Source organism: Segatella copri (assembly GCF_009495355.1).
Classification (GTDB): Bacteria; Bacteroidota; Bacteroidia; order Bacteroidales; family Bacteroidaceae; genus Prevotella.
Window position 1 is genome coordinate 45,380 of sequence record NZ_VZAD01000042.1, and the last position, 15,601, is coordinate 60,980.

13 protein-coding genes and 1 tRNA gene are annotated in these 15,601 nt (G+C 47.0%); 11 read left to right on the forward strand and 3 right to left on the reverse strand.

Annotated features, from left to right (window positions below; translation table 11 throughout):
* Positions 1-53: 53 nt before the first annotated feature.
* Positions 54-1,262: an efflux RND transporter periplasmic adaptor subunit gene (locus F7D20_RS05210; protein ID WP_158463134.1), complete on the reverse strand. Its 1,209-nt coding sequence runs from the start codon at positions 1,260-1,262 to the stop codon at positions 54-56.
* A gap of 454 nt (positions 1,263-1,716) precedes the next feature.
* On the reverse strand, positions 1,717-3,144 hold the full coding sequence (locus F7D20_RS05215; protein ID WP_158463135.1) for a CCA tRNA nucleotidyltransferase: 1,428 nt from the start codon (positions 3,142-3,144) through the stop codon (positions 1,717-1,719).
* Positions 3,145-3,358: 214 nt separating this feature from the next.
* Here F7D20_RS05215 and F7D20_RS05220 point away from each other — a divergent pair, with 214 nt between their 5' ends.
* The 7 genes from F7D20_RS05220 (at position 3,359) to F7D20_RS05250 (ending at position 9,556) form a co-directional block, all read left to right on the forward strand.
* Complete coding sequence (locus F7D20_RS05220) at positions 3,359-3,907, forward strand: DUF1599 domain-containing protein (RefSeq protein ID WP_228114108.1); 549 nt, start codon at positions 3,359-3,361, stop codon at positions 3,905-3,907.
* A gap of 24 nt (positions 3,908-3,931) precedes the next feature.
* Positions 3,932-6,025 (forward strand): BT_3928 family protein, encoded by a 2,094-nt coding sequence (locus F7D20_RS05225; RefSeq protein WP_158463137.1) that lies wholly within the window; start codon positions 3,932-3,934, stop codon positions 6,023-6,025.
* A 126-nt stretch (positions 6,026-6,151) separates the two neighbouring features.
* Positions 6,152-6,796: an SPOR domain-containing protein gene (locus F7D20_RS05230; RefSeq protein WP_158463138.1), complete on the forward strand. Its 645-nt coding sequence runs from the start codon at positions 6,152-6,154 to the stop codon at positions 6,794-6,796.
* A 24-nt stretch (positions 6,797-6,820) separates the two neighbouring features.
* Positions 6,821-7,414 (forward strand): GTP cyclohydrolase I FolE, encoded by a 594-nt coding sequence (gene folE / locus F7D20_RS05235; RefSeq protein ID WP_022251815.1) that lies wholly within the window; start codon positions 6,821-6,823, stop codon positions 7,412-7,414.
* 89 nt (positions 7,415-7,503) lie between these two features.
* Complete coding sequence (locus tag F7D20_RS05240; RefSeq protein WP_158463168.1) at positions 7,504-8,259, forward strand: exodeoxyribonuclease III; 756 nt, start codon at positions 7,504-7,506, stop codon at positions 8,257-8,259.
* A 306-nt stretch (positions 8,260-8,565) separates the two neighbouring features.
* A tRNA-Pro gene (locus F7D20_RS05245) sits at positions 8,566-8,638 on the forward strand.
* 237 nt (positions 8,639-8,875) lie between these two features.
* Positions 8,876-9,556: a hypothetical protein gene (locus F7D20_RS05250; protein ID WP_158463139.1), complete on the forward strand. Its 681-nt coding sequence runs from the start codon at positions 8,876-8,878 to the stop codon at positions 9,554-9,556.
* Positions 9,557-9,730: 174 nt separating this feature from the next.
* On the opposite strand, the gene xylE is transcribed toward F7D20_RS05250, so the two are convergent.
* Positions 9,731-11,191 (reverse strand): D-xylose transporter XylE, encoded by a 1,461-nt coding sequence (xylE, locus tag F7D20_RS05255; protein WP_158463140.1) that lies wholly within the window; start codon positions 11,189-11,191, stop codon positions 9,731-9,733.
* 125 nt (positions 11,192-11,316) lie between these two features.
* Here xylE and metF point away from each other — a divergent pair, with 125 nt between their 5' ends.
* The 4 genes from metF to F7D20_RS05275 all read left to right on the forward strand — a co-directional run bounded on the left by metF (position 11,317) and on the right by F7D20_RS05275 (position 15,522).
* Positions 11,317-12,273 (forward strand): methylenetetrahydrofolate reductase [NAD(P)H], encoded by a 957-nt coding sequence (metF, locus tag F7D20_RS05260; RefSeq protein ID WP_158463141.1) that lies wholly within the window; start codon positions 11,317-11,319, stop codon positions 12,271-12,273.
* A 24-nt stretch (positions 12,274-12,297) separates the two neighbouring features.
* Positions 12,298-13,458: an ATP-binding protein gene (locus F7D20_RS05265; RefSeq protein ID WP_158463142.1), complete on the forward strand. Its 1,161-nt coding sequence runs from the start codon at positions 12,298-12,300 to the stop codon at positions 13,456-13,458.
* Positions 13,459-13,562: 104 nt separating this feature from the next.
* Complete coding sequence (locus tag F7D20_RS05270; RefSeq protein ID WP_158463143.1) at positions 13,563-14,963, forward strand: PSP1 domain-containing protein; 1,401 nt, start codon at positions 13,563-13,565, stop codon at positions 14,961-14,963.
* Between the two features lie 64 nt (positions 14,964-15,027).
* Positions 15,028-15,522 carry a gliding motility lipoprotein GldH gene (locus tag F7D20_RS05275; protein WP_158463144.1) on the forward strand — a complete coding sequence of 165 codons (495 nt, stop codon included), beginning with the start codon at positions 15,028-15,030 and terminating at the stop codon, positions 15,520-15,522.
* Positions 15,523-15,601 lie beyond the last annotated feature (79 nt).

Genomic DNA, 15,601 nt, shown 5'->3' on the forward strand with positions numbered 1-15,601 from the left:
CGTTGCAGGAATCACACACGTTCATTCTTTTATTCTTGTTGATTATTTATAATTTACTTACCGCTCATGGTTTTTGCAAACTCATGTGCATTATCCTGCGACTCAGCCATCTTGGCAGCCTCAGCAATTTTCTGATTGTAACGTTCTACGGTGATAGGCTTGATTTGCTGACCATCGGTCAACTTGGTAATGCCCTTTACTACCACACGGTCGCCTATGTGAAGACCAGAAGTTACGATATAGTTCTTGCCGTCATCCTGTGGATTCACCTTGATCTCAGAATACTTCACCTTGTTGTCCTTGGTGACGATGTAAACGAAGATCTTGTCCTGAACCTGTGAGCAAGCCTCCTGAGGTATGACGATAGCGCTGTTGTTGTCGTTAGGAACAATGATAGAACCGGCGCCACCGCTCTTCAACAGCTTCTCTGGGTTGGGGAAATGAGCGATAAGAGATACAGAACCAGTGGCAGCATCGATGACACCACTCATCTTGACAACCTTACCTGGGTGATTATAGACAGAGCCGTCAGCCAACTGCAACTTAACTGCAGGGAATGCGGCAATGGCAGCCTGAATACTGCCATTGGTCTTAGACATATTCAAAATCTGAGACTCAGAGAGAGAGAAGAACACCTCCAAGGTGCTGATGTTGGAAACTGTAGTAAGAGCTGGACCTGAAGCGCTTACCAAAGCACCTACCTTGAAAGGCAAGCTGCCAACAACACCTGCAGAAGGACTGGTAACAGTACACCAAGTCAACTGCTCGCGAGCTGAAGCCAAAGCCGCCTCAGTCTGCGCTACCTGAGCCTTAGCTGTAGCATAGCTGTTGGCTGCAGTAGAAAGTTCATACTGACCGATAATCTTGCTGTCGAAGAGCTTCTTGTTGTTCTCGTAAGTCAACTTAGCTGTGTTAGCCTGTGCCTTCGCTGTATTCACAGCTGCTGCAGCAGAGCGAACGGCAGCCTGATAAGTCTCGCTGTCGATAGAGAAAAGAGGCTGACCTGCAGAAACAGTCTGACCCTCATGTACAAACACCTTTGTTATGAAACCCGAAACTTTCGGACGAACCTCTACATCCTGAATACCTTTAATTGTAGCAGGATAAGTAGTCTGCAAAGCGGCGCTGGTAGTTCCTATAGTCACTACAGCAAACTCATCATCGCCGAAGTTAGGCAGACCGCCCTTCTTGCTTCCGCCACATGATGTTAAAGTTGCGAGAGCTGCAAGAGCTGCAACAAACAAAACGTTTTTAATCTTCATACCTATTTATTTAAATACAATTGTTATTATTAATCTGTTATTCAACATGCCACTACAGCACATTGTCATTGCCTTTTTACAAGTAATCTGACTTTCTTATGTCGAAAACTCAAAATATCAATAGAGTTTTTAAAGGCGGTGCAAAATTACTAATATTATAGCAATATTGTACATTTGCCAAGTGTATTTTAACATTAATTATTTTGTATTTAGAGTTTTCCTCATGTAAGGAGCCTATTAAGCCTAATCTTGCCATCTATTAAGGCCAACACCGGTCGTCTATTATGACCGCGCTTGGTCATCTATTAAGACCAAGTCTGGTCATCTATTAAGGCCAAGTCTGGTCTTTATAGGTGACGAAGCTCAGTAACAGAAGACGAGGGGCATTTCCTGCTTTTTTATTTTTCCAACTGTGGAAATTTTCTTTTCCAACTATCTCTTACGGAAAAGCCAGTTACTCTATCAGTCCGTGCTCCTTGGCTTTCTGCATAAGCAATTCCATAAGGGGCTCACGCTCATTGGCCACCTTGCCGTCCAGCACAGCGTCCTTGAGAGTCTGCTTCAGCGCTCCTACCTCAGGACAGGAGCCCAAATGGAACATTTCCATGATTTCCCTGCCATCTATACAAGGCTGGAACAGTCGCTTGTAGTCGCGCACCTTCAAGTCGGCAATCTTTTCGCGCACCAAGCGGAAATTATCCAGGAAGTGCTGTTTGCGCACTTGGTTTTTGCTGGTAATGTCGGCTTCGCAAAGTGTCATCAAGTCGTCAATATCATCGCCGGCATCGTTCAGAAGTCGACGCACAGCGCTGTCGGTCACTTCCTCGTCGGAAATAACAATAGGGCGCATGTGCAACTCTACGAGTTTCTGCACATATTTCATCTTGGCATCCATGGGCAACTTCATGCGACGGAACATCGAAGGAATCATTCTGGCTCCCACGACATTATGGTTACGGAAAGTCCAGCCTGCCTGATTGTCCCATCGCTTGCTGCGTGGTTTACCTATGTCATGAAGCAAGGCAGCCCAACGCAACCAGAGGTTAGAGGTTTGACGGCAAACATTTTCGAGCACCTCCATCGTATGGTCATAGTTGTTCTTATGCGAGCGACCGCAACGTGTCTCCACCTTGTCAAGTTCACAAAGTTCGGGCATGATGAGCTGCAGAAGCCCTGTATCCTTGAGATAATAGAATCCACAACTGGGATGAGGCGAAAGCATAATCTTGTTCATCTCGTCGGCTATGCGCTCACCGCTGATAATCTTCAGTCGGTCGGCATTGCGCGAGAGTGCCTCGTAGGTTTCGTCCTCTATCTGAAAGTTGAGCTGAGTGGCGAAGCGCACACAACGCATCATGCGCAAAGGATCATCGCTGAAGGTAATATCTGGATCAAGTGGTGTTGCCACAATTCCGTCTTCCAGGTCATAGACTCCATCAAAGGGATCAACCAGTTCACCAAAGCGATTGCTGTTGAGACAAACAGCCAGCGCATTGATGGTAAAGTCACGACGGTTCTGATCGTCCTCGAGCGTTCCATCCTCCACAATGGGCTTGCGCGAATCGTGATTATAACTCTCTTTACGTGCACCGACAAACTCGACCTCTATATCACGATACTTCACCTGTGCAGTGCCAAAGTTGCGGAATACAGACAGATGAGCCTTCCTGCCCAGTTTCTGTTTAAGAGCAGAAGCCACCTGTATGCCGCTTCCCACCACCACAACGTCAATATCATTGGAAGGCCGTTCCAGGAAAAGGTCTCTCACATATCCGCCTACCACATAGCATTCCAGTCCCAAGCTGTCTGCTGCCTGTGATATAAGATGAAAAATGTCTTTATCAAGTATTTTTGCCAGTTCGGCATTGGATAGATTTCTCATTTCTATATAATTTCAGACTGCAAAGTTACTGCAAATCGAAGACAATACAAAATAAAAAAGGATTTTTTTGTTTTTATTGTTGAGATGCAGCGTAACTTATCTAAAGTTACTGCAAATCGAAGACAATACAAAATGTTTCGCCACTTATTTTTATACAATATATTTGGCTATTTCATCAGAAATGCTTAAATTTGCAGCGATTTTCGAAAATATTATGGCAGATTCAGCAAAAACAGAGCAGCAGTTTAAGGACGTCCTGACAGAGTGCAGAACGCTTTTCCAAAAGAAGCTGCACGACTACGGCGCATCATGGCGCATCCTGCGTCCCTCTTCGCTTACCGACCAGCTTTATATCAAGGCAAAGCGCATCCGCTCACTTGAAATAAAGAAGGAGTCGCTCGTGGGCGAAGGCATCCGACCCGAATTCATCGCCCTCATCAACTACGGCATCGTGGGCATCATACAGCTCGAGAAAGGTTATGTGGACGAGGTGGACATCACTTCCGACGAAGCATTGCAACTATACGACAAGTATGCCCTTGAGGCTCTGCAGCTCATGACACGGAAGAACCACGACTATGACGAGGCATGGCGCTCTATGAGAGTGAGCAGCTATACCGACTTCATCCTCACCAAGATACAGCGAGTAAAGGAAATAGAAGACATTCAGGGCGACACACTCGTTTCGGAAGGCATAGATGCCAACTATATGGACATCATCAACTATGCCGTTTTCGGAGTCATCAAGATGAGTGAAGAGTAAAGAATGACGACTGAGAAATGAGGAATGAAGAATAAGGCAACACAAATCATCAGGAACACGGCAGTCAACATAGGGCGGCTGCTCATGGCGGCGACCTTCATCTTCTCCGGATACGTGAAGGCCATCGACCCATTGGGCACACAATACAAACTCGCCGACTACCTGCAGGCAATGGGGCTCGGGAGTTTTCTGCCCGAATGGACGCTGCTCGTTGGAGCAGTTCTACTGGCTGCGCTGGAGTTCTCGTTGGGCATCTTCCTGTTGTTTGCCATCAGAAGACACCTCGTCTCAAAGATTGTACTCGCGCTGATGAGCATCATGACCCTGCTCACCCTGTGGATAGTCATCGCCAACCCCGTGAAAGACTGCGGATGCTTCGGCGATGCAGTCGTACTGAGCAACGGACAGACCTTCATCAAGAACATCATCCTGCTCGCCATAGCACTCATGCTGCAGAAATGGCCTACAAGCATGGTGAGGTTCGTATCGAAGAAAACACAATGGATCGTCATCAACTATACGGTCATCTTCGCCTTGGCACTCAGCGCATGGAGTCTGTGGGACTTACCCCCGTTCGATTTCCGTCCCTACCACGTGGGAGCCAACATAGCACAGGGAATGAAGATTCCACAAGGTGCGCCACAACCGCAGTTCGAGACCACATTCATACTCGAGAAGAACGGTCAGCAAAAGGAATTCACCCTCGACAACTATCCAGACTCCACATGGACTTTCGTCGACTCGAAAACTGTGCAGACAGCCGAAGGATACGTGCCACCGATACACGACTTCAGCATACAGGACAACAAAACGGGTGAAGACATTACACAAGAGGTGCTGAACGATACAGGTTACACCTTCCTGCTCATCTCGCCCACCCTGGCTTACGCCGACGATTCCAACTTCGGCAGAATAGACCAGATATACGAGTTTGCACAAGACTATGGCTATCGGTTCATCTGTCTCACGGCAAGTTCAGACAAGGACATCGCCAAATGGCAGGACATCACAGGAGCAGAATATCCCTTCTACACTACCGATGCCACAACCCTGAAGACGATGATAAGAAGCAACCCCGGACTGATGCTCCTGCACCATGGAACCATCATACAGAAATGGAGCCACAACAAGCTGCCACAGCCCGAGGAACTCAATCAGCCCTTGGAGAAAAGCGCATTGGGCAAGATGCCATCCGACAGCATACCACGCAAGATCCTGCTCATGCTCATGTGGTTTGTGCTGCCCCTCACACTCCTCGCCATCGCCGACAGACTATGGGCTTGGACAACATGGGTGAAAAAGAAGAAAGAGAATGCTAACAAGATAATATCAACTTTTAACAAAAAAGAAAAGAAAATGAGAAAGAAAATTGTAGCAGGCAACTGGAAAATGAACATGAACCTGCAAGATGGTGTAGCTCTCGCTAAGGAAATCAACGAGGCTTTGGTAGCAGACAAACCAAACTGCGACGTTGTTATCTGCACTCCATTCATCCACTTGGCTTCAGTAGCTCAGGTCTTGAATGCAGAGGTAGTAGGTCTTGGTGCAGAGAACTGCGCAGACAAGGAGAAAGGCGCTTACACCGGTGAAGTTTCAGCAGAAATGGTAAAGAGCACAGGTGCTCAGTATGTCATTCTCGGTCACTCAGAGCGTCGCCAGTACTATGGTGAGACTGCAGAAATCTTGAAAGAGAAGGTAGAGTTGGCTCTGAAGAACGGCTTGAAGGTAATCTTCTGCTGCGGCGAGACTCTCGAGGAGCGCGAGGCTGAGAAGCAGAACGAGGTTGTAAAGGCAGAGCTTGAGGGTTCAGTATTCCACCTCGACGCAGAGGCTTGGAAGAACATCATCCTCGCCTACGAGCCAATCTGGGCTATCGGTACAGGCAAGACTGCCACATCCGACCAGGCTGAGGAAATGTTGGCTTACATCCGCTCTATCGTAGCAGAAAAGTATGGCAACGAGGCTGCAGAGGAAACATCTATCCTCTATGGCGGAAGCTGCAAGGCAAGCAATGCTCCAGAGCTCTTTGCTAAGCCAAATATCGACGGCGGTTTGATTGGTGGCGCTTCTTTGAAGGCAGCTGACTTCAAGGGCATCATCGACGCTTGGAAGAAGTAATTTCTGAAAAGCTAACAGAATCATTACATATTGTCAGCATGGGCTACTGCTGCCTCGCATCAAATACGGGGCAGCAGAAAGTCTATAGCTGATATTTCCATTTTTATCAAAAACATTAAAATCATCATGAAGCAATTCGTCATCGTACTTATCGCAGCACTCTGCTCTGCCACTATGGCTCATGCGCAGAAGTATCTCGACCACTTGCAGCAACGAACCCCAGGACAGGGAACTGTTACCGTGAAACAGAGCAAGGAAATCGACGAATTGGTCAATGGCAAGGCTGCAAAACCACAGGCAGACAAGCAGAAGACAGAAACGTCGCAAAAGGCCAACCCTCAGCATCACGAAGAGGGACAAAACAAGAAGCCCGCTCCCGACTCGGTAAAGAAACAACAAACACCCGATACTGCCAAGAAAGCTGAACACAGCAATACAGAGGGCAAAAATAACGAAGAAACAGATACACCTGCAGTCGACATGCACAAGAAAGTGATGCGTGGAAGCTACAAGGTTACAGGATATAGAGTACAGGCTTATGCCGGAGGCAACTCACGAAACGACCGACTGAAGGCAGAACGAATAGGAAACGCCATCAAAATGCGTTATCCCGACCAGCCCGTATACGTACATTTCTATTCACCAAGATGGATCTGCCGCGTGGGCAACTTCCGCTCTCTCGAAGAGGCACGGAAGATGCTTGCCAAGGTAAAGGCCATGGGCTACAGACAAGCCTGTCTGGTGAAGGGAAAAATCACAGTACAATATTAAGATTAAGCACACTAAAGTAAAATCATGAATCCAGAAACAGAATTTCGCGAAGGCCTCGACGAACTGGCCGTACACTACAAAGAAGTACTCAAACTATTGGGCGAAGACCCTGAGCGTGAGGGACTCGTCAAGACACCGATGCGAGTGGCCAAAGCCATGCAGGTGCTTACACGCGGATACACACAAGACCCTCACAAGGTCCTGACTGACGCACTCTTTGCCGAGAAATACGACCAGATGGTCATCGTCAAGGACATCGACTTCTTCTCGATGTGCGAACACCACATGCTGCCTTTCTATGGCAAGGCTCACGTGGCATACATCCCCAACGGACACATCACAGGACTGAGCAAGATAGCCCGCGTGGTGGACATCTACAGCCATCGCCTTCAGGTGCAGGAGCGCCTCACACAGCAAATCAAGGACTGCATACAGGAAACCCTCAAACCTCAGGGCGTGATGGTTGTCATAGAAGCCAAGCATATGTGCATGCAGATGAGAGGTGTGGAAAAGCAGAACAGCATCACGACAACAAGCGACTATAGTGGTGTATTCAACTCTCTCAACACCCGGCAGGAATTCATGAACCTCCTGAGAGGTGAAAGCAAGAGAATCTAAATATAGTGTTCCGTGTTTAATGTTTAGCTTGTACTTATGGATGCTAACATTAAACACGAAATACTAAACATTAAACACTAAACACAATGATGAAATTTATCTCGTGGAACGTGAACGGCCTGCGCGCCTGTGTCGGTAAAGAGTTTGAACAACAGTTCAAACAGCTCGATGCCGATTTCTTCTGTCTGCAGGAAACCAAGATGCAGCAAGGTCAACTCGACTTAAGCTTTGACGGTTACGAAAGTTACTGGAACTATGCCGAGAAGAAAGGCTATTCTGGCACAGCTATTTACACCAAGCATAAGCCATTGGGAGTAAGCTACGGCATGGGCATCGAAGAACACGATCACGAGGGACGCATCATCACCTTAGAGTACGAAGACTTCTATCTCGTTACCGTCTACACTCCAAACTCTCAGAATGAATTGCGTCGGCTCGACTACAGAATGACATGGGAAGAAGACTTCCGCAAGTTTCTCAAAGACCTCGATGCCAAGAAACCCGTCATCGTATGCGGCGACATGAACGTGGCTCATCAGGAAATAGATATCAAGAATCCGAAGACAAACCGACGCAATGCTGGCTTTACCGATGAGGAGCGCGAAAAGATGACACAGTTATTAGAAGCTGGTTTCATAGACACCTTCCGCTACAAGCATCCGGAAGACGTCACCTATTCATGGTGGTCGTACCGTTTCCGTGCCCGTGAGAAGAATGCAGGCTGGCGTATCGACTATTTCCTTGTTTCCGAACGTCTGAAGGAAAAGATCAGCGAGGCTTCTATCCTCACCGACTTCATGGGCAGTGACCATTGCCCTGTAGAACTCGACTTGAAATTCTCATGATGAGGCAAGGAAAGTCTTTTCTATGGTGTATTCCTTAACGTTAAATACAGAACATTGAACATTAAGCGAGGAACAGCAAGCGGTGAACATTAAGCGGTGAACTGCATACCCAGCAATAAAACACTTGTCTTAACTTCTTAACTCCTTAACCTAATATAATAAGGTAAAAGAGCAGAATGTCCATCAAGAATCGCTAAAAAAGCAAAGATGTATGCGAAAAAACTGCAAAAAACGATTAAATATTTGTTCATTTCAAAATAATATCATACCTTTGCAACCGCAAATGTTCAATAGAGCATAAGCAATCGGGATTTGGCGCAGTTGGTAGCGCACACGTCTGGGGGGCGCGAGGTCGCTGGTTCGAGTCCAGTAATCCCGACATAAAAGACGAGAGGTCATTAAGCAACAGCTTATACCTCTCGTTTTTTTTGCGTTTATTAACAACCTATCATGCAAGATTTCTTCTCTATTTCGTTTTAAACATAGAAAAAAGTCACAATCAAGGCAACAACGGCGCAATCCTTCAAGCAAAAGATATGAGGGAAATACCATTTGCCGACAGGAGGACGATAATAGCAAGATAATAATATTAATCATTAAAAACAATAACAAAACAATGAAGAAGTTCACTATCTTATCATTCGTTGCAGCCCTGATGGCTGCTTTCTCTTTCACATCGTGCAATACTGGTGGCGATTCTTACAGCGCTCCAACACTGGATCAGCAGCAGTCCATGATCAATATGCTCGGCTACTCACAGGTGGGCGGAATGGTTTACTACAACGAGAACAAACTGAACACCAAGGATGTACTCGACACCATTCCTGACATAGTTGCAAGAATCACTTCAGAAACCAACAAGGACAAAGATGGCAACATCAAGAACCTGTATGCTTCTGTTTCTTTCAAATTCCCAGTTTCTATCCTGAGTAAATTTATTGATGACGACAAGTTGGCTGCAAAGATTGCAGAGATGGATAAGGTTGACATAAAGGTAAACCTCATACCTTATCTGTATAGTACACAGACATTCATCGCCAACTCTTATGACCTGGAGCTCGGCAACATCGTAACATCAGAGAAGGAATACAAGAAGGTTACCGTGAAGTTCTACAACAACTATTGCGTAGGTGGCTATCAGACCAACAACAGCACTAAGAAACAGTATTTCTGCTTCTATATGCAACCTGCTTACATCTATGTTGATGGTACACAGACAAACCTGCTGAAAGCTAACAGATTCAACAACACAGACTTCCCTCCTATTTTCCAGTTTACTACCGACAAGCAGAACTAAGAAAACGAGGAAAAGGCTAAAAGATATTACTCTTCTGAAAAAGAAGTACTCTCTGAATGATTAAACGTTCCGGAAACGGAAAAGGGCGCATCGACAAATATCGTCGAATGCGCCCTTCTTTTATGTGTTCCTCGACCAGCAATCTAATCGAGGAATAAAGATTACAAGAGTTGATTACTCCTTACGCCAGAGCTTGCTCATATCCTCGAGGGTCTTTCCCTTTGTCTCAGGAACGAGTTTCCATACGAAGATAGCTGCAAGGATACAGATGGTGCCATAGAGGCCATAGGTGAACCAATGACCGAAATCGTCGCCAGGAGTAAGGTGCATATTGAACATAGGCACGAAAGTAGAGCTGACGATGAAGTTGAATATCCACTGGAAGGCGACGGCAATAGCCACTGCAGCACCACGGATAGTATTGGGGAAGAGCTCGGCAATAAGAACCCAAGCGATTGGACCCCATGAGAACATGAAGCTGGCACTATACACCATAATACTAATCATGGTGACTGTACTCAAGGCAGCATTACCAAAGGTAAGAGCCACGCCAAGCGCACCTACAGCCATTCCTATAGAGCCCAAAATGAGCAGAGGCTTGCGTCCCAACTTCTCTACAGTGAAGACTGCCACAAGTGTGAACGATATGTTGACTACACCCATGATAACCGTCTGAACCATAGGATTGCCCATACCCATATCCTGGAAGATACGAGGAGCATAGTAAAGCACCGCATTGATACCTACAGCCTGCTGGAATACAGAAAGCATAACACCTACGAAGATGCACATGAAACCATAAGAGAAAAGCTTCTCGGTTTTCACAGTTACAGTATTCTTGATATCGTGGATAATCTCGCGGGCTTTCTCCGAACCATTGATCTTGGAGAGGATTCCGAAGGCCTTATCGTCCTGACCCACCATGACAAGATAACGGGGAGTCTCTGGCACGAAACAGATAAGGAAAGTAAACAAGCCTGCAGGCACCATCTCACTACCAAACATATAACGCCAACCACTCTCGATAGTCCACTGAGCATCCACCATATTGGCAATGGCACCGGCCGCATCGTATATAGGATTGGCATGAGAACCCATAATCAGGAAGTTGACGAAGTAAACCACCAACTGACCGAAGATAATGGCAAACTGGTTCCAACTAACCAACATACCGCGCACATTACTTGGTGCAATTTCGCCAATATACATAGGACAAATGGCAGAAGCCATTCCCACGCCGATACCACCGAGCACACGATAGAAGTTAAACACTACGAGCAAGGTCCAGTCGGCTTGTCCCTGAGGAAGGATATAGCTTTCAGGCTCCATGGATCCCCAGGCAGAGAGGAAGAAGCAAATGCCCGCAAAGATAAGCGAACGTTTACGACCGAAATTGCTGGCAAAGAGTCCAGACAGTGAACTTCCAATGATACATCCTATCAATGCACTTGAAGAAGTGAATCCGTGCATAAAATCGGAGTATTCGAAATCATTAGCACCCTTAAAGAATGCCTGCAATCCCTTCTCGGCTCCCGATATCACGGCGGTATCGTAACCGAAAAGCAAGCCACCGAGAACGGCGACCATCACGATTGAGATAAGATAGGCTTTAGAGCCCTTTTGATTTTGTTCCATTTTTTATTAGGTTTTGTGACATTATTACTCTATTAATACGCATTTTCTCAATAAATATTACGTATAATCTGCCTTTTTCCCCAACTTTTTTCGTAAATTTGCAACCAAATTAGACTTTACACAACATGAACATAGCAGATTTTCTAAATAAGGAAGGACAAAAGAGAGGATTCTCCTTCGAGGTACTGCCCCCACTCAAGGGCAACGGAACAGCAGCTCTGTTCCGCACCATCGACAGTTTGAAGGAGTTTGACCCACGCTTCATCAACATCACGACGCACCACAGCGAGTACGTATACAAGGAACTCGAGAACGGTCTGCTGACCCGTCAGCGTGTGCGTAGACGTCCAGGTACCATCGCCATTGCAGGAGCCATACAGAACAAATACGATATTCCTGTGATTCCTCATATCATCTGCAGCGGAGCTTCTAAGGAAGACATCGAGTATGAGTTGCTCGACCTCCAGTTTTTGGGAATATCCAATGTGCTCGTGCTACGTGGCGACAAAGCCAAAGAAGACCGACAGTTCACCCCTACCCCCAACGGACACGCCCATGCCACCGACCTTCTGGAACAGATCAGCCAGTTCAACGAGGGATTCTTCATGGACGGAACCCCCATCAAGCACCCTGGCGAGAAATTCTACTGTGGAGTAGCATGCTATCCAGAGAAGCATGAGGAGGCGCCCAACTTGGAACAAGACCTCCAGCACCTGAAAGAGAAACAAGACCTCGGTGCATCCTATGCCGTAACCCAGCTCTTCTACGACAACCAGAAGTTCTACGACTTCGTGGAGAGAGCCCGCAAAATGGGAATTACGATGCCTATCATTCCAGCCATCAAGCCCTTCGCCAAACTCTCACAACTTACCATGGTGCCCAAGACCTTCCACTGCGACATACCGGAAGAACTGGCACAGGAGGTGCTGAAGTGCAAGACCGACGATGATGCAAAGGCACTCGGCATAGAGTGGACAACCACTCAGGTGAAAGACCTCTTCGAGCATGGCTACAGTCATGTACATTTTTTCACCGTATCGGCTGTAGAAAGCGTAAAGCAGATAGCTAAAATCCTGTTTTAAGTAAACAACCATAAAAAAATATAGATGAAATTCAGCGAAGTGATAGGACAGCAGGACGTGAAAAACCGTCTGATGCAGATGGTGGCAGAACATCGTGTGCCCCATGCCCTGCTCTTCTGCGGTCCACAAGGCTGCGGCAAGATGGCCATGGCACTTGCCTTTGCCAGCTACCTGTTGGGAGAAAGAGAGGAGGATGCTGAAGACGACTCTCCACAGACCAGACGTGCCACCTCCATGCTTCGCAAATGGGAACATCCCGACCTACATTTCACCTATCCTACTATTAAACTTGCCAGCATGGGCGACCATTCACCCGTGAGTCTCGACTTCGTCAAGGAATGGCGGGAGATGTTGCTCAGCGAAGCTTCCTATCCGCAAATCAACGACTGGATAAGCCGAATGGGCAAGACAAGCAGCGAGAAAGACGGCAACAAGCAAGCCATCATCACGGTGGAAGAGAGCGAAGCCATCAGCCACAACATAAGCTTGATGTCGAGCCAAGGAGGTTATAAAATCAGCCTAATCTGGTTGCCCGAGCGCATGAACATACAATGCGCCAACAAGATGCTGAAGCTCTTGGAGGAACCACCAAGACAAACCCTTTTCCTCCTGGTAAGCGAACAGCCCGAGCTGTTGCTCGAAACCATCAGAAGCCGTACCCAGCGTATCGACTTCAAGAAGATAGCTACTCAGGAACTTGAGCAGGCACTCATTGAGCGACGGGGACTCGACAGGGACACAGCACACCGCATGGCAAGAATTGCCAATGGCAACTGGAACAAGGCGCTGGAGGAACTCAATGCAGGAAACGAAAACCAGCAGTTCCTCGACCTCTTTATCATGCTGATGCGACTGGCGTACATGCGCAAGATACACGACCTGAAGAAATGGTGCGACATCGTGGCGGCATTCAACCGCGAAAAGCAGAAGCGCATGCTCGACTACTTCACCCACATGCTCAGAGAGAGTTTTATGTACAACTTCCATCAGGAAGAACTCGTCTATATGACACAGGAAGAGGAAAACTTCGCCAAGAACTTCGCCCGCTTCATCAACGAGGCCAACATTATCGATATTTTCCACCTTTTCGATGAATGCAAGGCGATGATCAACCAGAATGCCAATGCCAAGATTATCTTCTTCGACATGGTACTGAACATCATCGTTATGCTCATCAGAAAATAAGAGGAAGTAAAACAAAAAAGCAACAAAAGGCGCAAGCCTTACCAATATATACAAACATAAACTATATACATTATAATAATTAGATCATCGTGGATTACAAGAATATGAAATTCAGAATGTTCAATGGTTGCGACCGAGGACTCTGCAGATGTGCAGTAGGCCGACAGGACCGCCAGCTGAACACATACGACTGGCTTGCCGACGTACCTGGCAATGCCGAGAGCACAGACCTCGTGGAGGTGCAATTCAAGAACACACGAAAGGGTTACTACCACAACGTGAACAACCTGGACTTGAAGAAGGGCGACGTTGTAGCCGTAGAGGCCAATCCTGGACACGATATTGGCGTGGTGACACTGACAGGAAGACTGGTGAAACTTCAAATCAAGAAAGCCAACCTCCGTTCTGCCGACGACATCAAGCGTATCTACCGCATAGCCAAGCCCGTGGACTTCGAGAAATGGGACGAGGCAAAGAGCCGTGAGCACGGAACCATGATTCAGAGCCGACAGATAGCCAAAGACTTGGGACTGAAGATGAAGATTGGCGATGTGGAGTATCAGGGTGACGGCAACAAGGCTATCTTCTATTACATCGCCGACGAACGTGTAGACTTCCGACAGCTGATCAAGGTGTTGGCGGATACTTTCCATGTACGTATAGAGATGAAACAGATTGGTGCGCGACAGGAAGCCGGACGCATAGGCGGAACAGGACCTTGCGGGCGAGAACTCTGCTGCGCTACCTGGATGAAGAACTTTGTCAGCGTAGGCACCAATGCCGCACGTTTCCAGGACATCTCGCTCAACCCACAGAAGTTGGCAGGTATGTGTGCCAAACTGAAATGCTGCCTTAACTACGAGGTTGACAACTATGTGGAAGCAAGCAAAAAGCTGCCTCCTAAGGATGCTCTCCTACAGACTGCCGATGGAGAATACCATCAGTTCAAGGTTGACATTCTGGCAGGTCTTATCACCTATTCTACCGACAAGAACTTGGCTTCCAATCTGGAGACCATCAGCGCAGAACGTGCTTGGGAAATCATCAAGATGAACAAGGCTGGCGAGAAGCCTCTGAGCCTCATCGAGAATGGTAAGGCAAAACCTGCTCCTAAGTCCAGCGACCTCTTGGCAGAAGCTGACTTGAGCCGTTTTGACAAGGCGAAGAAGAAAAAGAAGAACAACAATCGCCAGAACAACCGTAAGCGTAATGCACAAGGTGACAACCGCCAGCAAGCAGACAACCGCGCAGAAAACAAACAGCAGGGAGAAAACCGTCAAGACGAAAACAGACAGCAAGGAGACAACCGTCCCAACCGTCAGCAAAACAACCGCAGACGCAACAACAACCGTCCTCGCCCACAACAGGGAGAAAACAATAAGGGAGAGGCCAATAAAGCAGAAACCAACAAGGCCGTAGCCAACAAAGGAGAAGGAAACAAAGGCGAAGCCAATAAGGGCAATGGAAACAAGAGCGGAGAAAACAAGGCTCCCAACAATGAATAACTGATGAAGCATTCTGTGGCTTAAAACATGAGCCACAGAAGCTATAACTTTCGAGAAAGAAAAAATGAAGCGATGGGCTTATACCATATGGATAATCATGGGGGCTGTAATGCTCTTCCACTCGTGCAGCGACACTCTGGTGTACGACAAATATGAGCACACCCCTATTGCCGGTTGGGAGAAGAACGACATTCTGTCATTTGACATTCCACCTCTGAAGACTTCTGGCACATACGAGCAACAATTAGGGCTCAGGGTGACAGGAGTCTACCCCTTCATGGGTCTTACGCTTATAGTAAATCAGAGTATCTTTCCTAAAGGCAAAGTTCAGAGTATGGAGAAAATAGAGAAATCGGATACCATACAATGCGACCTGATAGACAAGAGTGGAACTACCAAGGGACAAGGTATCAGTTATTACCAATACAATTTTCCCATCAATGCCTATCGCTTTGCTTCCGGCGACTCCATCCACATCACCGTCAAGCATAACATGAAGCGTGAGATTCTTCCGGGTATCAGCGACATCGGAATCAAGATGAGCCACATAGGTGAATAAATGGGTAAAAAAACGCAAGTATCTTCATTTTTTGAGGCTATAGGGTAGCCATAATATGGGTTACATAGGATGGCAAGAT